17 protein-coding genes and 1 pseudogene are annotated in these 16493 nt (G+C 59.9%); 2 read left to right on the forward strand and 16 right to left on the reverse strand.

Annotated elements, in window-relative coordinates; all coding sequences use genetic code 11:
- Positions 1-49: 49 nt before the first annotated feature.
- The 11 genes from F561_RS0103050 to F561_RS0103095 form a co-directional block, all read right to left on the reverse strand.
- Positions 50-778 (reverse strand): PucR family transcriptional regulator, encoded by a 729-nt coding sequence (locus F561_RS0103050; RefSeq protein ID WP_026298566.1) that lies wholly within the window; start codon positions 776-778, stop codon positions 50-52.
- A gap of 17 nt (positions 779-795) precedes the next feature.
- Complete coding sequence (locus F561_RS28575; protein ID WP_157451503.1) at positions 796-1017, reverse strand: hypothetical protein; 222 nt, start codon at positions 1015-1017, stop codon at positions 796-798.
- 100 nt (positions 1018-1117) lie between these two features.
- Positions 1118-2362, reverse strand: a complete 1245-nt coding sequence (locus F561_RS0103055) for a Zn-dependent hydrolase (RefSeq protein ID WP_019008470.1) — start codon at positions 2360-2362, stop codon at positions 1118-1120.
- A 78-nt stretch (positions 2363-2440) separates the two neighbouring features.
- Positions 2441-2800, reverse strand: coding sequence for a DUF3060 domain-containing protein (locus F561_RS27020; protein ID WP_019008471.1), 360 nt, complete (start codon positions 2798-2800; stop codon positions 2441-2443).
- Positions 2801-2912: 112 nt separating this feature from the next.
- Positions 2913-3989 carry an ABC transporter substrate-binding protein gene (locus tag F561_RS0103065; RefSeq protein WP_019008472.1) on the reverse strand — a complete coding sequence of 359 codons (1077 nt, stop codon included), beginning with the start codon at positions 3987-3989 and terminating at the stop codon, positions 2913-2915.
- An 81-nt stretch (positions 3990-4070) separates the two neighbouring features.
- On the reverse strand, positions 4071-5042 hold the full coding sequence (locus F561_RS0103070; RefSeq protein WP_019008473.1) for an ABC transporter permease: 972 nt from the start codon (positions 5040-5042) through the stop codon (positions 4071-4073).
- Positions 5024-5917 carry an ABC transporter permease gene (locus F561_RS0103075; RefSeq protein WP_019008474.1) on the reverse strand — a complete coding sequence of 298 codons (894 nt, stop codon included), beginning with the start codon at positions 5915-5917 and terminating at the stop codon, positions 5024-5026. The genes F561_RS0103070 and F561_RS0103075 overlap by 19 nt, the downstream gene beginning before the upstream one ends.
- Positions 5918-6029: 112 nt before the next feature.
- Positions 6030-6824: an ABC transporter ATP-binding protein gene (locus F561_RS0103080; protein ID WP_026298567.1), complete on the reverse strand. Its 795-nt coding sequence runs from the start codon at positions 6822-6824 to the stop codon at positions 6030-6032.
- 100 nt (positions 6825-6924) lie between these two features.
- Complete coding sequence (hydA, locus tag F561_RS0103085) at positions 6925-8301, reverse strand: dihydropyrimidinase (protein WP_040379609.1); 1377 nt, start codon at positions 8299-8301, stop codon at positions 6925-6927.
- Positions 8302-8396: 95 nt separating this feature from the next.
- Positions 8397-9776 (reverse strand): NAD-dependent dihydropyrimidine dehydrogenase subunit PreA, encoded by a 1380-nt coding sequence (preA, locus tag F561_RS0103090; protein WP_019008477.1) that lies wholly within the window; start codon positions 9774-9776, stop codon positions 8397-8399.
- Positions 9769-11142 (reverse strand): NAD(P)-dependent oxidoreductase, encoded by a 1374-nt coding sequence (locus F561_RS0103095; protein WP_019008478.1) that lies wholly within the window; start codon positions 11140-11142, stop codon positions 9769-9771. Before F561_RS0103095 ends, preA begins: the two co-directional genes overlap by 8 nt.
- Before the next feature lie 432 nt (positions 11143-11574).
- Between F561_RS0103095 and F561_RS0103100 the strand changes: the two genes are divergently transcribed.
- Positions 11575-12177, forward strand: a complete 603-nt coding sequence (locus F561_RS0103100; protein ID WP_019008479.1) for a TetR/AcrR family transcriptional regulator — start codon at positions 11575-11577, stop codon at positions 12175-12177.
- Positions 12178-12264: 87 nt separating this feature from the next.
- On the opposite strand, the gene F561_RS0103105 is transcribed toward F561_RS0103100, so the two are convergent.
- The 3 genes from F561_RS0103105 to F561_RS0103115 all read right to left on the reverse strand — a co-directional run bounded on the left by F561_RS0103105 (position 12265) and on the right by F561_RS0103115 (position 15086).
- On the reverse strand, positions 12265-12465 hold the full coding sequence (locus F561_RS0103105; protein ID WP_019008480.1) for a type II toxin-antitoxin system antitoxin: 201 nt from the start codon (positions 12463-12465) through the stop codon (positions 12265-12267).
- 59 nt (positions 12466-12524) lie between these two features.
- A complete protein-coding gene (locus F561_RS0103110; RefSeq protein WP_019008481.1) occupies positions 12525-13439 on the reverse strand; it encodes an SPFH domain-containing protein in 915 nt (304 codons plus the stop codon).
- A gap of 225 nt (positions 13440-13664) precedes the next feature.
- A complete protein-coding gene (locus tag F561_RS0103115) occupies positions 13665-15086 on the reverse strand; it encodes a S8 family peptidase (protein WP_019008482.1) in 1422 nt (473 codons plus the stop codon).
- 300 nt (positions 15087-15386) lie between these two features.
- Here F561_RS0103115 and F561_RS0103120 point away from each other — a divergent pair, with 300 nt between their 5' ends.
- Positions 15387-15698: a hypothetical protein gene (locus F561_RS0103120; protein ID WP_019008483.1), complete on the forward strand. Its 312-nt coding sequence runs from the start codon at positions 15387-15389 to the stop codon at positions 15696-15698.
- A gap of 174 nt (positions 15699-15872) precedes the next feature.
- Here the strand turns inward: F561_RS0103120 and F561_RS0103125 are convergent, their stop codons facing one another.
- Together F561_RS0103125 and F561_RS29610 are read right to left on the reverse strand one after the other, a co-directional pair.
- Entirely contained in the window at positions 15873-16034 is a 162-nt protein-coding gene (locus F561_RS0103125) for a hypothetical protein (protein ID WP_157451504.1), read from the reverse strand.
- A 200-nt stretch (positions 16035-16234) separates the two neighbouring features.
- Positions 16235-16493 (reverse strand): annotated as a pseudogene (locus F561_RS29610) (IS4 family transposase); the annotation flags it as partial.

The raw sequence follows: 16493 nt of genomic DNA on the forward strand, positions 1-16493 counted from the left end.
GCCGTAGGAAACCAATTCTTTAGGAGACCAGGACTTTTGAAACGCTGGTCTAGGGTTCCCGCCCTGCCGAGGCTTCCCCACGCGCGATTTCGAGGGCCAGTTGTAGTCCCAGTTGCCGCCGGGGATCGTCTAGGTCGCCCAGCATGGCCCGCAACTGCTCCAGTCGGTAATAGATGGTCTGGCGACGCACACCCAGCCGCCGCGCCGACTCTGCCACATTGAAATTGTGATCCAGTAGCGCTCCCAGCGTGCTGAGCAAGGTGGCGCGGGGGCGCGGCGGCAGGGCCAACAATGCGCCCAGATGCGCCTGCATGAAGCCCAGGCTGCGGCCCGTTTCGTTCAGGGCATCCAGCAATGGGGCCAGAGAGGGTTCAGAGGCATCGGCGGGGGGCCTGAGAATACGGGCGTGAGCGGCACGGGTCAGGGCCGCAAAGCTGACCTCCTGACGGAACACGATCAGCGGAAAATCGTACAGGCGGGCCGCGCCGACCAGAACTGCGGGTGGGTCATGCAGATCGCGCACCAGTTCCAGGATCAGCCCATGTGCCCCGCCTTCCGCCAGCGAGCGTAGATAGGCTTCAGCCTCCGCATCGCTCAAGGAAATCAGGGGCGAACCTGTGCTGAGCAGGACCTCTCCCCCACTCAGAAACCGGGCGGCGTCGGCAATTTCCGAGACATGTACCCACGTCACAGGTTGCCCCAGCCGCGCCTGACCGCTCAAAACCTCCGCGCCCGCGAAGGCCGGAAGCGTGAGTAGATCAGCAAGGGTAGGGAGCATAGGGAAAGTCCTTGAGCTTAAGAATTCGACTGCGTACTCAAGAGAAGAGTTTCCATGGCAAAACAAGAATCACATTGAATCCATTTTTCTATATGGTCTTCACCCACAACATCGGCAAGAATAAAGAGCGTTCCCGCATGGCACTTCGGGCAACGCACTTCTGCCACTGGGTCCTGGGCGATAGCCAGATAAGCCGCCATCCTCTTCTCTCGCCTAGATTTCTCCCGTTTGGTTTCCATCTTTCTTTTCCTCTATAGACTGTTGAGAACTGCTCGGCAGAGCAAACTTTTCGGGGATAACCGCTTCCCCGAGTGCTTTTGCGCCAGTACTGAGATTTTTTCAGTCACGGTTGCCAATCCACTCCATCGTCTTCTCCGCCAGCTTATCCAGCGCCACCACGCACAGCTCTATGTGTTCTTCCAGTGTGTCTTCGATCTTGTTATGACTGATGCCGCGCAAACTCTGCACGAACAGCATCTCTGTCGGAACCCCGGCGCGGGCCACCTCTGCGGCGTCGTGCAGCGGGCCGCTGGGCAGGCGGTGAGCGGTGGGCGTGACTTCCAGAATGGCGGCCTCGCAGGCGTCGATCAGCTCTGGATGGAAAGGAATCGGCTCGATGTTCCACAGGTAGCCAAACGAGACGGTGCAGCCGCCTTCCTCGGCCAAACGGGTGGCGGCATCCTGCGCGTCCTGCCACATGGCGGCCAGTTTTTCGGCGTTCAGGTGGCGCTGATCGAGCGTGATCTCGCAGGTTTCGACGACGCTGGTGACGATGCCAGGAAGAGTTTTGACGCTGCCGATGGTGCAGACGCCGCCGTGACGCTCGGCAATGGTGTAGATTTCCTGCCCGAATCGGCCCGCCGCCAAAAAGGCATCCCGGCGAACGTTCATAGGTGTGCTGCCTGAATGCGCCGCCTGCCCGTGAAAGGTGAGGGTATGCCGCTCCACGCCCACCGTACCCAGCACTGCGCCCAGCGGCAGCCTCATTCCTTCCAGCACCGGCCCCTGCTCAATATGCAGTTCCAGGTAAGCGGCAGCGTTCTTCAGCTCGGCCTGAGCCTGCGGCGCATCTTCAAGCGTTACACCCACCTGTTTCAGCGCGTCGGCCAGAGAAACGCCGTCTCTGTCATGCAGTTTTGCCATCTGTGCTACATCGAAATGCCCGCTGGCCGCACTTGATCCGTACAGGCTGCGGCCAAAGCGTGCGCCTTCCTCGTCGGCCCAATCCACCAGCCGTACCGTGACGGGCGGTTTGCCGCTGTACTGCTCGTTCAGGCGGCGCAGCACTTCCAGACCCGCCAGCACGTTCAGGCAGCCGTCCAGCCAGCCACCGTTGGGCACACTGTCGAGGTGGCCACCGATCAGCAATTCTCGCTCGGATTCGCCTTTCAGGGTGGCCCACAGGTTGCCCGCCGGGTCGGTATGAACCTCTACAGGCAACTCGGCCAGCCGTTCTTTCAAAAAGTCGCGGGCCGCCACCCATTTCTCGGTAAAGGCGACCCGCTGAGCGCCCTGTTCGTCGCCTGTCAGCGCACGCAGGGCTTTAAGTTCATCTATGGTTCGGCGTGGATCGAGAGTGGTCATAGGCTCCTTTGGGGGGATCAAAAGCCCGCCAACCCTGAAAACTGTGGTCAGCGGGAGCTTCTGCACACGAACTACATACTATTTTTTAAGGATTTTGTTGCCTGTTCCCGTGACACGCGTCAGGGGTTTGGCCCCTTTCAGCGATTTGGTCCAGGTCACGGTGTTCTGCTTGCCGTTCAGCACGATCTGGCCGACATTCACTACCGTCACGACATTTTTATTGCCGTTCACGACCACCTGCGTGCAGTTGCCAGTCAGGGTGACTTTGTTGCTGTTGCCGCTGATGGTGAAAGCGTTGTTGCCACATTTCATGGCGCGGGCGGCGTGGTCGCCTGCCAACATCTGACCCATACCGGGAATGGTCATGGTGGCGCTCTGGGCAGCGGCGGAGCCAGCAACAGCGAGGCCCAGCAGGGTCAGTACGGCAGGAAAGTTCATAGGGCCGAGTGTACGCCCCACACCTGACAGATTACTTTTCGGATCAGATGTGGGGTATTCGGAGTCTGTATCCCGCAGATCAGGGTCGACAGACCTGTTCTTTCTTGCGCGGTTACTTCTTGCCCGTCGCGGCCTGCCACACCGTGTAATCCACCGCTCCGGCAGCGGGATCAGCCTTCAGAATGCCCAGACTCTTGAGCAGGGTCACGTTGGATTTGTACACCGCGGGGTCAAGGTATCCGGCGCGGCCCTGAAGGGTGGGGCCACTGTTGTAGAGCTTGGCGATTTCGGCCATCTGCCACGTCTGGTGGCCCTTGGCATCGGCGCGGGTGCCCGAGCCTTTGCAGGTGTTTCCGCACAGAGGAAGCACGATGTTCACGGCCTCGGCCTGATTTTTCACGGCGTAGTTCCAGCCCTTGATGCTGGCCCGCACCAACCGGGCGGCCACCTCACGCCCGCTGAGGCCGCTATTTTTGAAGTTCTTGTCATCCAGCACCTTCTGAGACGTGAACATCAGGTCTTCGAGCAGGTTGATGCCGTAGTCGGACGCCTTGAAAATGCGGAGTTTGTCCATGCTGTAGCCGAGGCCCACGATCTGATCGACCTCGTTGTAGGTCATGGCCGACACCAGATCGACTTTATCGGGGAAAACGATACTGGGGTCAAAGGGATAGGTCACGGCCTGCACACTGGGATTGGACACCGTGGAATCGAGGCTGGTGGTCAGGCCGTATTTCTTCATCAGAGCGATGGCCGGATATTCGTTGCCGCTGGGCCACACCCCCACGCGCTTGCCCTTAAAGTCGGCGGGTTTGGTCATCTTGCTGGATTTTAGGGACACCAGCGTAAAACCGGACTTCTGGAACAACTGGGCAATGTGAACCACAGGCAGGCCCTGCTGACGGGCGGTGAGCAGGTCGGTAATCCAGGTGGTGCCGAAATCTGCCGCGCCCGTAGACACCGTCTGAATGGGCGACTGATCCCCGATGGGCAAAAGCTGCACATCCAGTCCTTCGGCCTTGAAATAGCCCTTGGCCTGCGCCACAAAGAATCCGGCGAACTGGGCCTGCGGGAACCACTTCAGTTGGAGCCGCACCTGCACGGGCTTGGCGGGCGTACCGGACTGAGCAGAAGCACTGGGAAGAATGGCGAGGCCGAGCAGAGCGGACAGGAGCGCGAATTTCTTCATGTTGAAACCTCCGGGAGAGGGGAAGTGCTGTGCAGGGCAGGGATTCTTTGGGCAGGTGCGGCAAAAATCAGTTGCGGCAGCTCAGTTGCGGCGCAGAACAAAGCGTTCCAGCGCCGAGATGAACAGGTAAAAGGAAATACCGATCACGGAGGCCACCACGATGGCGGCCCACACAATGTCCAGCCCAAAACGGCCCACCTCGATCTGAATGCGGAAGCCCAGCCCGTGCCCTTCTGTACCAAAAAATTCGGCGACGATGGCATTGATCAGGGCAAGGGTGGAACTGACGCGCAGAGCGGTAAAAATGAAGGGGAGGGCCGAGGGCCAGCGTACCTCACGGAAGATCTGAGCGGGCGAGGCAGCATAGGAGTGCATCAGATCGAGGTGCATGGGCTGGGCGCTTTGCAGGCCGCGCACCGCGTTGATGACGACAGGAAACAGCACCGTGATGGCGACGATGATGGTTTTGGACGGCCAGCCCAGCCCCGCCGCCTTGATGACCACCGGAGCCAACGCCACGATGGGCACGCTGGACAGCAGCGCCGCGTAGGGCAAAACGCCACGCTCCAGAATGCGGAAGCGCACGGCCAGCAGCGCCAAACCCAGCCCCGCCAGCGTGCCCACCACGAAGCCCAGCAGCGCCTCCAGCACAAAGGTGTAGTAGGCGTCTTGCAGCAACACGGTACGGGCGGCCCAGAGCGACTGTGCCACTTTGCTGGGTGCGGGAATCAGGCCAGTGGGAACGGCGTAGGCCCGCAATATAGCTTCGGCGGCCAGAACAGCCAGAATCAGGGTGGCCGCAGCGGGCAAAATGCGGGCGGTGCGGCTTTCGCCCTGTGCGCTCTGGCGGATGCCCACCGCGCCCACCAGCAGCAGCGCCACTACTCCCAAGAGCCACGGCCAGGCCAGCGCCGGAGCCGCCTGGCCCGCCAGCAACACGCTGAGGCCCAGCAGACCTGCTGCCGACAACAACAGCAGCGGCAGGCCAAAGCCGGAGCGCACAGGCAGGGCCGCTATCTGCATACTGCCCTGCGTCATGCTGGGGGTCGCCATCTTGTCACCAGCCTTTCCAGCCCGCCGATCAGGGCCACCAGCACGATGCCCAGCGCCGCGCCGTAGATCATGATGACCCACAGCGCCACGGTATCGGACGCCCGCGAATTCTCGGCCAGCATCTTGCCCAGACCGCTGAAGGAAATGGTGCTGATCTCGGCCACGATGCTGCCCACCAGAGCCGCCGTCGCCGCCACTTTCAGCGAGGTGAACAGGTAGGGCAGGCTGGCCGGAACCTGAAGCAGCCCGAAGACCTGCGCGGGCGAGGCGCGGTAGGTTCGCATCAGATCGAGTTGCAGGGGGTCAGGGCTGCGGAGTCCCTGCGCCATACCGATGGCAATGGGAAAAAAGGCGATGTAAGCGGCGATGATGGCTTTGGGAAGGAATCCCTGTACGCCGTATTGCCCGAGTAGCACCGCCAGCATGGGCGCGAGGGCCACGATAGGCACGGTTTGAGAGGCCACCAACCACGGCAGGGTGGCCCGCTCGAAACTGCGACTACGGACAAGTAAGGTGGCGAGAACAAGGCCCAGAACGGACGCCAGCGCCAGCCCCAGCAGGGTTTCTCCGCCAGTGACGAGAGCGTTGTAGGGCGCACTGGTGGGCGCAAGCGGCGGCACGCTGAGGCTGGTAAATCCTGTCGCAAACTGCCCCGGCGCGGGAATGACTGGATTGCGGAGCTGTGTAGCGCAGGCCAGAGCTGTGGTGCACCCCAGATCTGCGCCGCTGGCAAGTGAACGGGCCGCCTGCCCCGAATTGGCCCACAGCATCAGCGGCCAGTACAGCAGCAGGGCGGCGAGGGCGACGCCGAGCATGGGAAGGAGGTTGGAAGGGCGGCGGGCGGGGCGCGGCAGGTTGGCGGGAGCAGCGGTCATGGAGAGCCACCAGATAGAGCTTGTAGATCGGTGGCAACAGCATGTGACAGATCAGGCCTTCTGACCGTGGTTTTCCCACTCACCACTTCCCACTCACCACTTCCCGTCTTTCTCACGAATGCCCCTTCTTCAGCAGTTCCCGAATCTGGGTCGCATATTCAAAAAAACGTGGGTCTTCGCGGCTGTCATCGCTGCGGGGGTGCGGCAGGCCAATGTCCACGATGCCCTCGATCTTGCCGGGGCGGGCCGTCATGACCACCACGCGGGTGCTGAGAAACACCGCCTCACTGATGGAGTGGGTCACGAAGACCACCGTTTTGCCTGTTTCACGCCACAGCCGCAGCAGCTCCAGATTCAGATTCTCGCGGGTGATTTCATCGAGTGCCCCGAACGGCTCATCCATAAACAGCAGCGGCGGATCGAAGGCAAGCGCCCGCGCAATGCTGACGCGCTGCTGCATTCCGCCCGACAGTTGCCACGGGTAAGACCGCTCGAATTTTTCCAGCCCTACCAGCTTCAGCATCTCGCGGGCGCGGCTGTCACGCTCGGCTTTGGGCGTATTCATCACGTCCAGCGGTAATTTGACGTTGTTCAGCACATTGCGCCATTCCATCAGCGCCGGGGCCTGAAACACGTAACCGTAGGCGCGGTTTTCGCGGGCCTTGCGGGGCGTGCCGCCGTTGACCAGCAACTCGCCGCCTGTGGGCTGGATCAGGTCGGCCATCAGTCTCAGCAACGTGGTTTTGCCGCAGCCCGATGGCCCGATCAGGCTGATAAATTCTCCCGGCATGATCTGCAAATTGGCATCCTGAAGCGCCACCGTCTGCCCGCCGGGAGTGGGAAAGATCATCTGGAGGTCGCGCACAGAAACGATGGGAGCGTCAGAAGTTGGGCGGGATGCGGTCACGGATTACCTCAGATAGAAGTGGCAAATGGTGCTTGAGCTGGAAGGCGAACCCCCGGTTGCTCTGCAACGGCCCCCCTTAGAGAGGGGCAAAAGGCGAGTGCTAGCGCCGGAGCAATTGTCCGCGACCCACCGTGCCCACGAATTCGCCGTGTTCCACCGCCACTTCCCCGCGAACGGTCACGAGTTCCGGGCGGCCATCGAGTTCAAAGCCTTCAAAGCCGCTGTAATCGTTGTTCATGTGCGATGTGGCGGCGCTGATGGTGCCCCGGTAGTGCGGATCGTACACCACGATATCGGCGTCACTGCCCACCGAGAGCGTGCCCTTGCGCGGATACAGGCCGAACAACTGCGCGGCGCGGGTGCTGGCCGCGTCCACAAAGCGTTCCAGCCGCAGATTTCCCCGGCTGACACCGTAGGTATACAGCAGATTCACACGGTCTTCGATGGCCGGAATGCCGTTGGGAATCAGGGTGAAATTGCCGTCGCCCATGCGTTTCTGGGCCACGTCAAAGGGGCAATGGTCGGTTGCCACGGTGTCGATCTGGCCTAGTTCCAGCGCCTGCCACAGCGCGGGCTGATTACTCTTGTCTCGCAGGGGCGGCGACATCACGTACTTTGCGCCCTCCACGCCGGGGCGTTCGGCATAGGTCTTGTCGAGTAGAAGGTGCGGAATCACCACTTCCACATCGATATCCACGCCACGTTCCTTGGCCGCAAGCGCGGCTTCCAGTGCGCGGGCATTGGAAAGGTGCACCACATAGCCTTTTGCGCCCGTCATTTCCAGAAAGGCGGCAAAGTGTGCGGTGCCTTCCGCTTCCACGCCTTCAGGGCGGCTGGGTTCGTGCCATTCGGGGCCAGTTTTGCCTTCAGCCAGCAGCTTTTGCTGAAGCTGAGAAACCAGATCGGCGTTTTCGCAGTGGGCCGTGACCACCACACCCAGTTCGGCAGCAAGCTTGCACACCTGATAAAGCGCGGCGTCATCTATGCCGAATGCGCCCTTATAAGCCAGAAACACCTTGAAAGACTTCATGCCCTGTGCCACCAGTTCGCGCAGGGTGGCTTCGGTTTCGTCGTCCCAGCGCGTCACGCCGATATGAAAGCTGTAGTCGGAGGCGCTGTGGCCCTGCGCCATCTCCGTCCAGGTCTTCCAGCCGTCTTTCAGCGCCTCGCTGCCTGCTGGGGCGAGCATTTCGATAAAGGTGGTGGTGCCGCCCATCAGGGCCGCGATAGACCCGGTGGTATGGGTGTCTTTGGCGTGCGTTCCCATGAAGGGCAGGTGGATATGCACATGCGGATCGATGAAGCCGGGAAAGATGTATTTGCCGCTGGCATCAATGACCCGTGCGCCTTCGGGGGCCGTCAGGTTCTCGCCAATCTGGGCTATGGTTTCGCCTTCAATCAGAAGATCAGCTTTGTAGCGCCGTCCATCTGATACAAGTTCACCGTTTTGGATCAAGAGACTGTTAGGCAATGTCATTCAGTACATCTCCCCCTCTAGCAAAGTAGACACGGCTGTGAGCTATAAGCCATGGATACCCCATTATTGCCGCCAATTGCTCCAGCTCTTTTTACTCAGTGAATCTCGATCCCAGCTTCTTCCCGGTACGCTTCCATAGCTGCCCAGCTCTGCGTGACGGCGGGCCGAGCGGCGGTGAGCTGATCCCACGTCACGCTTTCGCGGCCACTGGGCACGCTGACCATCTCGATGCAGTTGTCTACCGGACACACGTTGGCACAGAGCGCACAGCCCACGCAGTCGGGTTCGCGCACGACAGGCGTGGGGCGGCTGTCGGCCACCTGCCGCCCGTTCATGCGCGGGTCGAAGCCGGGGTCTACCCGGATGCCGTCTGGGGAATACAGATCGATGCACTGGTGCGCGGTGTCGTTGCAGGCCACATAACACAGGTTGCACTGAATGCACTTGTCAGGGTTGATGCGGGCCACCGCCTGATAACTCAGGTCGAGTTGCCCGAAGGTGCTGACCTGCGGCAGCGATTTTCCGGCGAAATCATAGATGGTGGCAAAGCCCTTGTCGTCCATCCAGTTGCTCAGGCCGTCGATCATATCTTCTACGATGCGGTAGCCATAGTGCATGGCGGCGGTGCAGACCTGCACGGCGGTTGCGCCCAGCAGCATGAATTCGGCGGCGTCTCGCCACGTCACGATGCCGCCCATACCGCAGATAGGCACGCCCGAGCGCAGTACGCCGGGGTCGGTCATCAGCTCGGTCAGCATGTTCAGGGCTATGGGCTTGACCGCTGGCCCCGCGTAGCCACCGTGTGTGCCGCGCCCGCCGATGTTGGGCGTGATCTGGAAGCTGTCCAGATCGACTTTCATGATGGAATTGATGGTGTTGATCAGTGAGAGGGCGTGTGCGCCGCCCGCAATGCCCGCGTGGGCCGGTTCGATGATGTGCGTGATGTTGGGCGTGAGCTTGACGATCACCGGCAGTTTGGTGACAGACGTGACCCAGTGCGTGTTCAGCTCGCACATTTCCGGCACCTGCCCCACCGCCGCACCCATGCCGCGCTCGCTCATGCCCTGCGGGCAGCCGTAATTCAGCTCGATACCGTCGGCCCCGGTGTCCTCAATCATCATCACGATGTCGCGCCACGCCTGCGGGTCGGCGTCCACCATCGCGCTCACGATCACGGCGCGGTCAGGCCACATCCGTTTCACCTCGGCAATTTCGCGCAGATTGACTTCCAGCGGGCGGTCTGAAATCAGCTCGACGTTGTTGATCGCCAGCAGCCGTTGACCGCCGATGCTCAGGCCGCCGTAGCGGTTGGAAATGTTGAGCACTGGTGCGCCGATGGTCTTCCAGACGGCTCCACCCCAGCCGTGCTCGAAGGCGCGGTTGATCTGAAGGCCGGAATTGGTGGGCGGCGCGGAGGCCAGCCAGAACGGATTGGGAGCGCGAATGCCCGCGAAGTTGATGGACAGGTCAGCCATGAGACACCTCTTTTTCCAGCGCCGCCCCGATACTCGCCGCTGCAATTTTGCCGTCCTGCACGGCCATCACCGTACTGGCACTGCCACGCACACGCACGCCGTCGCCGCCTGCCCACACACGGGGCAAGCTGGTTTGCAGGTCTTCGTTCACCTTGATATAACCGCCTTCCAGTTCCAGACCCAGAACCTGAGCCAGCGCGGGTTTTTCCTGCCCAATCGCCTTGATCACGGTGTCGCACTCGATCACGAATTCGCTGCCCTTCACGGGTTCAGGGCGGGCGCGGCCAGAAGCGTCGGGCGCACCGAGGGCCATATTCACGCATTTCACGCCTGTGACCTTGCCGCCCTTGCTCAGCACCTCTATCGGTTGGGTCAGGAAGGTGAAGTGAATACCCTCGTGCAGCGCGAATTCGTATTCATGGCGGTAGGCGGTCATTTCGCGCTCGGTGCGGCGGTAGACCATGTTCACATCGGCCCCGGCGCGGCGGGCCATCGTGGCGGCGTCGATGGCGGTATTGCCCGCACCGATCACCACCGCCTTCTGTCCAGGCTGAAGGCTGGCCGGGTTCAGTTTGGCCCGCTCGATGAATTCCAACCCGTCCAGCACGTGCTCCTCACCGGGAATGCCCATTGCGGGCACCGCTCCCAATCCCAGCGCCAGAAACACCGCGTCGTGTTCGTTCAGCAGGATGTCGAGTTCGGCGGCCCCGGTCAGTTCGTGGCCCGTCTGTACGTCCACGCCCAGCGCCTGCACTGCCTCCACTTCCCGCTGCGCCACCTCAATCGGCTCGCGCAGACTGATGATGCCGTAGGTACTGAGGCCGCCCGCCAGCTCGCGTTTTTCCAGCAAGGTTACGGCGTGGCCCTGCTTCGCCAGCTCGGCAGCGGCGCTGATTCCGGCGGGGCCACTGCCCACCACCGCCACCTTTTTCCCAGTGGGCATACCCGGCACGAACATCTGCAAACCGCGCTCCTGCACGTGGTCTACGGCGTAGCGTTGCAGCCTGCCGATCTGAATGGGTTTGTGGTCTGCGCCCAGCACACACGCGCCCTCGCAGAGTTCCTGCACCGGACAGACGCGGGCACAGGTGCCGCCCAGAAAATTGGCCTCCAGAATGGTGCGGGCGCTGCCGCGTAGATTTCCGGTGCCGATCTTGCGGATGAAGGTGGGAATATCGATATGCGTTGGGCAGGCGTGCAAACACGGCGCGTCGTAGCAGTACAGGCAGCGGTTGGCCTCCACGCTGGCCTCATGCGCGGTCATGGGCGGCAACAGTTCCTGCCACGCGCTGCCGCCCGGCGACAGTTCAGCGGGATTGAAGGCAGAATCGGACGAATTGGGCGAACCTGACGGAATGGATGTCATGACAGACCTCGGAGTGGAGGGACGCTGCGGGCACGTCCGGCTGCAGGAGGTCGGTTCGTGCCCTCACGGGAGCCGATTTAACCGATGTGCATAATATTAAGCCCCGCTCTATGAAGCGTCAAGAGATGACAAATTGCAATAGGGCAAGGATTGTGGCTTTGACAGCCGGAAAAATTCGCTGGTTCGACCAATTTCAGGTGACATAAGAATGCTTTCTTGAATAAATCCATGTATATCTATGCTATCTTTGAATAAAGAGAGCAGGGTTCCAGCACAAGATTTAGACGGACGGGGATAGACGATTTGAGTGGTGTAACGCTCCCAGCATACGCGCCAGCAGTGAGAAAAGTTCAAGCTGTGCGGTTGTGCCGTGAAAAAAGCAACCCAGACTGTTGCACCACTTTTCGCAATCAGGCTGCTAGCATCCTTGCGATGATTGATGCTGATCTGCCCGCCGCACCAACAGGGGGCCGCAAGGAGCAGATTTACCATGTTGCTGCCCGCCTTTTTTCGGAAGTAGGCTACCGCTCGACCTCTATGCGCGATATTGCGGCGGCCCTGAACATGAAGGCAGGAAGCCTCTATTCGCACATCAAGAGTAAAGAAGACCTGCTGTGGGGGATTGTGCAGAGCGTGGCCGACGAGTTCGATGAAGCGCTGCTGCCTGTCCAACGCGCCGACCTGTTGCCCGCCGACCGGTTCAGGCTGGCACTGGAAGCCTATACCGATGTGGTCACGCGCAATCTGGAATTTTCGGCGGTGCTGTTCAGCGAGTGGCGGCAACTTCCTCCAGAACGTCAGGAGGCCGTGACTGCGCGGCGCGACGCCGTGGAGCGGGTCTTCCGGGGCATTCTGCAAGACGGGGTGGATTCGGGAGATTTTGCGCCCGACACCAATGTGAAACTGACGGCAGTGCTGGCCCTGTCTGGGGCGAACTGGCTGCCCAACTGGTTCAGACCCGGGGGCCGCCTGAGTCAGACGGATGTGGCGGACAGTTTTGTCGGACTGCTGCTGCGCGGGATAGAGCGGGGATAGACCAGAAGCTGTCATCTGTAGCCAGAGCATCACAGACAGCAAAATTCCCCATCCAAGAAATTGGACAGGGAATGTGTTGGGGCCGAACTACTGTTCAGGATCTTCTGTAGCTCTTGGAGCCGGTAGCTCCTTGCTCAGCGTCTGCCCAGAGCGCCCGGCCCGCTTCACGCTCTGGGTCAGCAGAAACTCGATCTGGGCATTCACGCTGCGGAGGTCGTCGGCGGCCCAGCGCTCCAGGGCGGCATACAATTCCGGACTGATCCGCAGAGGGTAACTTTTGCGTGCCACACGCCTTCACCCGGCCTGTACATCTGGTAACACAGTCAGGAACAGCACAGTCAGGGCGCTCAATACAGGCTCCCGGCGTTCACGATGGGCTGTGTGCCGCGCTCACTGGTCAGCACGACCAGCAGATTGGACACCATCTGGGCTTTGCGTTCCTCGTCAAGCTGCACGATGTTCTGTTCGGACAGTTGGTGCAGGGCCATCTGGACCATACCCACCGCCCCCTGCACGATCTGACTGCGGGCGGCGATGATCGCGCTGGCCTGCTGGCGCTGCAACATGGCCCCGGCAATTTCGGGCGAGTAGGCGAGGTGAGACAGGCGAGCTTCCAGAATCTCTACACCCGCATGCCGCAACCGGGTTCCAAGCTCGCGCACCAGAGCCTCGGCCACTTCATCGGGATTTCCGCGCAGGCTCATGCTCGCGTCGTCGTAATTGTCATAGGGATACTGGGAAGCAAGGTGCCGCAACCCTGTTTCGGCCTGAATCGCTACAAAGGCCATGTAGTCCTCTACATCAAAGACAGCCCGCGCCGTATCCACCACCCGCCAGACAATGACCGCCGCAATCTCGATAGGATTACCCATCTGATCATTGACTTTCAGGCGTTCCGAATTGAAATTGCGGATTCTCAGAGAAATTCGCTTGCGTACCGTGAAGGGATTCGTCCAGTAAAACCCGTTGCGGCGCTCGGTGCCCACGTAGCGGCCAAACAGGGTCAACAGAGACGCCTGATTTGGCTGAACAATAAAAAATCCAAGCAAACCGAAGAAGGCCAGAACGCCTGCCAATGCCCCAGCCACAAACTGCTCCGACACCAGCAGCCAGAGTGTCAGCCCCGCCAGCACCAGCCACAGCAGCACCGCAGGAACGCCGGGCAGGCCGAAAGCGCGGCGCTCCACACTCGCCACGCCGGATTCAGGAGAAACGCCGCTCTGGTAGGGGGGAATGACCGGAGGTTGTTCGAGTTTGTTCATCGTAGGCTCCCAGACATCTGAAGCTAGAGAAGAATCATGGGCTATCAGATGTGTATCAAAGTGATATCACTTTTAGGCTGAACTTTCCAGAGGTCTCCCCTACCTTTCAGGCCAGCTAAGGTCCTCTGGTGATCTGAGATCCATGCGAAAAGCCGCCCGATCACTGGACGGCTTTCGTAGGCAAAGCTGGGTGGCAAAACGAACTGACAGAGATTGAATGCGAGGTTACTGCGTGGCCGCCTTGACTGCTGCCAACGCATCCAGCAGAGCGTATCCAGACACGCTGCCTTTGTCGGCAGTAGAGAGCAGCAGGGCGCGGGTTTGTGGCGCGGTGAGCGCAGGGTTGGCCGCCAGCATCAGCGAGGCCACACCGCTGACCAGGGGGGCGGCTTCACTGGTTCCAGCACTCACACTGTATTTGCCCAAATGACCGTCGTCAGCCGAGGTCAGCCCGAGCACCAGCATGTTGTCTTTCAGGGTCGTTCCTGCACAGCCGCCGCCTCCCCCCGGAGCCACCAGATCAAGGGAGCGGGTATAGGTGTTGTTGGGGCGGGCGCTATAGCAGGCCAATGAATTTCCTATACCGATGGCTCCGACGGCAATCACATTGGGGTTGCTGGCCGGGTAGTAGACGCCGTCGTTAGCAGTATTCCCAGCAGCAGCCACCAACACGGCATTCTTGGCCGCCGCTGTCAGGGCCGCATCAAGAATCCTGTCGCCGGGGTCCTGCCCATACGCACTCGGCTGGATGCCGAAGCTCATATTGACCACTTTCGCGCCCTCTGCAACAGCGTCGTTGAGAGCCTGGGCCACCTGCGCCGTGGAACCGCCACCTGCACCCAACACTTTGTACGGCATCAAGTTTTGCCCGCTCCAGGTGACGGCAGCGACACCAGCGGCATTATTGGTGGCCGCGCCCAGCAGACCGATAACGGCGGTGCCGTGTCCATCCGTATCGCTGGTATCGGCGTTCACGGTGTTGCCAGTGTAATTGCGTGCCGATATCAATCTTCCGGCCAGATCAGGATGCCTGCTGTCAGCCCCAGTGTCCAGCACAGCAGTTTTGACACTGGCAGGCGTTTTGCCACAGGCAGCCAGAAAATCCCATGCGGCCTGGGCTTTGATGCGCGGCAGATAGGTCTGCGTGAGTGTGGTGTCGCTAACCTGTATCCCGCTCCTGTAACCCGGATCATTAGGCACCGCCAGTGGCTGATACAAGAAATTGGGCTGCACAGTCAGCCCCGCTGCCTCCAACTTTGTGGCCAGAGCCTGCTCGGTTTCACCGTTCGAGATGGTAGCAATGGTCAGAGTGGGCGTGACGGCCTCTGTCGTGACCATACCAAGTGCCCTCACCGCCTGTGCGCTGAGTTTCCCTCCGCTCAGGCCGCCTGCCGCGTGTGTCACCAGAAGTTCGCCCGGTACGTGGGGGGCATTCCAGTCGGGTGCCGAGACCGTACTGGGCACGGTAGAGGCGGCGAGAACACTGGCGGGCAAGACCGCCTGCTGGCAGATCTGATCTGTCCCGCCTCCCCCGCCTCCGTCCGGATTGCCGCAGGCCGTGAGGATCAACAGACAGGTAGACAGCACCGCGTAAGGAGCAAACTTCAGACGCCCAGATGCGGATTGGGCAGAGGGAGGAAGACGCATGGCTCAAGCGTAGAGCATTGGGTTGACCCATTTCTGAGGCACATACATACTTTCCCAGAGCAATCCTACGGGGTTGCCTTACACCCTCGTGTAGAGCACTCAAACCACAGTGGTCCAAAACTGTACGTCAGTAATTTGTCTATTAAATGGTAAGAGATTTGTTGGAAACAGTGACCTATTCTATGGCAAATGACAATTATTCGCCGGTTGGCCGGTCAGGGACGGCGAGTCCCTCTGAGTTCTATAGCTGTATTGGCTATGACAGTCCTGGGGTCATCTGGTCTCGCCTCAACTTATAGAATGGACGGACTGTTAGCCATCAATGATGCCCCTTCTCCCTGCCTGGGCGTGCGCGTCAAAGTATTTGAGAATTCAAAGCTGAAAATGGAAGTGACGGTCACCCCAGACGGAAAGGTCAAACCAGTAGGCCGAACCGCTGCTTCCGTACCGCAATTTGCCAAAGGGACCACCTATGGCCTTGAAGGAACCTGTGTCAGCACGTCTAACATCTATCAAAATTCGCAACTGAACTTCAAAGCGGAAGGCCGAACTGTCATGGTCGTTTTTACCAAAACGGGTTTCCTGTTCAAGCGAGGCGGTCTGGCTTACTAGATAAGTCACAGGTAGACAATGAAATAAATTTTTTTACAACAATCTGCTTTCTTGACTGTTGGCTTTGCTGGATTGGTCTATAGACGAACTTCGACCTATCGAGTGTGGTCGGTTTTCTCATAGAAACAATCCGCCTCAGCCTGATGCCTGGGCGGATTAGAGCTTTCTGTGTGGTCAATCATTGAGGGAGGTCTGGAAAGAACCTGTTCGCCGTGAAACCGTTACTGCTGCCAGCGCTGGCTTACGTTCCGCGTCCAATGTCAGTTGCTCCTGCACGATCTCACGGTCTTCACGTGTCAGGGTCAGGAAGGCGAGAACCATCAGGAGGATGGTCATGCTAGCCATCACTAGGATGAATGCCATACGTCAGTGTGCGCTTGAACAGACGAAATCGGATACAGAAGCCTTTTATAGAATGCACAACTGCCATTCAGTTTATCTCAACACTTGAAGGGCTATCCTTGCTGCTTTTCATACTGAAGTTCACTTAAAATTAAAAATATTGCACTTGTAAACTGTGCGTTGCCACAACGCCCTCAGTACCCGACACTTTCTAATTTTTCTGTCTGAGACGGCTCCAAGAGTCCAATCAGTTGAAGGGCTTCGACCTCTCCACGCTCGTGGATGCGCGCGAATGTGCGCACCAGGGTACGGAGACCCAAGATGACCACACTCCAGTTTCGTCGACCGTGCACCTTCACGGTGCATGTTTGGAGAAGACCCACCAGCACGCACCACACATACGCCAGGGTCAGCAGGCAGAGCAGGCGCTCCACGTGATCGTGGAGCGTCATG

The organism is Deinococcus aquatilis DSM 23025, from assembly GCF_000378445.1.
In the GTDB taxonomy this organism is placed as follows: Bacteria; Deinococcota; Deinococci; order Deinococcales; family Deinococcaceae; genus Deinococcus; species Deinococcus aquatilis.

Coding starts and splice junctions, on each gene's coding strand:
- F561_RS0103110 (WP_019008481.1), bottom strand. CDS start 13,439: ATGAACAAACTCGAACAACCTCCGGTCATTCCCCCCTACCAGAGCGGC.
- hydA (WP_040379609.1), bottom strand. CDS start 8,301: ATGACATTGCCTAACAGTCTCTTGATCCAAAACGGTGAACTTGTATCA.
- F561_RS0103100 (WP_019008479.1), top strand. CDS start 11,575: ATGATTGATGCTGATCTGCCCGCCGCACCAACAGGGGGCCGCAAGGAG.
- F561_RS0103095 (WP_019008478.1), bottom strand. CDS start 11,142: ATGACATCCATTCCGTCAGGTTCGCCCAATTCGTCCGATTCTGCCTTC.
- preA (WP_019008477.1), bottom strand. CDS start 9,776: ATGGCTGACCTGTCCATCAACTTCGCGGGCATTCGCGCTCCCAATCCG.
- F561_RS27020 (WP_019008471.1), bottom strand. CDS start 2,800: ATGAACTTTCCTGCCGTACTGACCCTGCTGGGCCTCGCTGTTGCTGGC.
- F561_RS0103115 (WP_019008482.1), bottom strand. CDS start 15,086: ATGCGTCTTCCTCCCTCTGCCCAATCCGCATCTGGGCGTCTGAAGTTT.
- F561_RS0103075 (WP_019008474.1), bottom strand. CDS start 5,917: ATGACCGCTGCTCCCGCCAACCTGCCGCGCCCCGCCCGCCGCCCTTCC.
- F561_RS0103050 (WP_026298566.1), bottom strand. CDS start 778: ATGCTCCCTACCCTTGCTGATCTACTCACGCTTCCGGCCTTCGCGGGC.
- F561_RS28575 (WP_157451503.1), bottom strand. CDS start 1,017: ATGGAAACCAAACGGGAGAAATCTAGGCGAGAGAAGAGGATGGCGGCT.
- F561_RS0103065 (WP_019008472.1), bottom strand. CDS start 3,989: ATGAAGAAATTCGCGCTCCTGTCCGCTCTGCTCGGCCTCGCCATTCTT.
- F561_RS0103125 (WP_157451504.1), bottom strand. CDS start 16,034: ATGACCATCCTCCTGATGGTTCTCGCCTTCCTGACCCTGACACGTGAA.
- F561_RS0103055 (WP_019008470.1), bottom strand. CDS start 2,362: ATGACCACTCTCGATCCACGCCGAACCATAGATGAACTTAAAGCCCTG.
- F561_RS0103120 (WP_019008483.1), top strand. CDS start 15,387: ATGGACGGACTGTTAGCCATCAATGATGCCCCTTCTCCCTGCCTGGGC.
- F561_RS0103070 (WP_019008473.1), bottom strand. CDS start 5,042: ATGGCGACCCCCAGCATGACGCAGGGCAGTATGCAGATAGCGGCCCTG.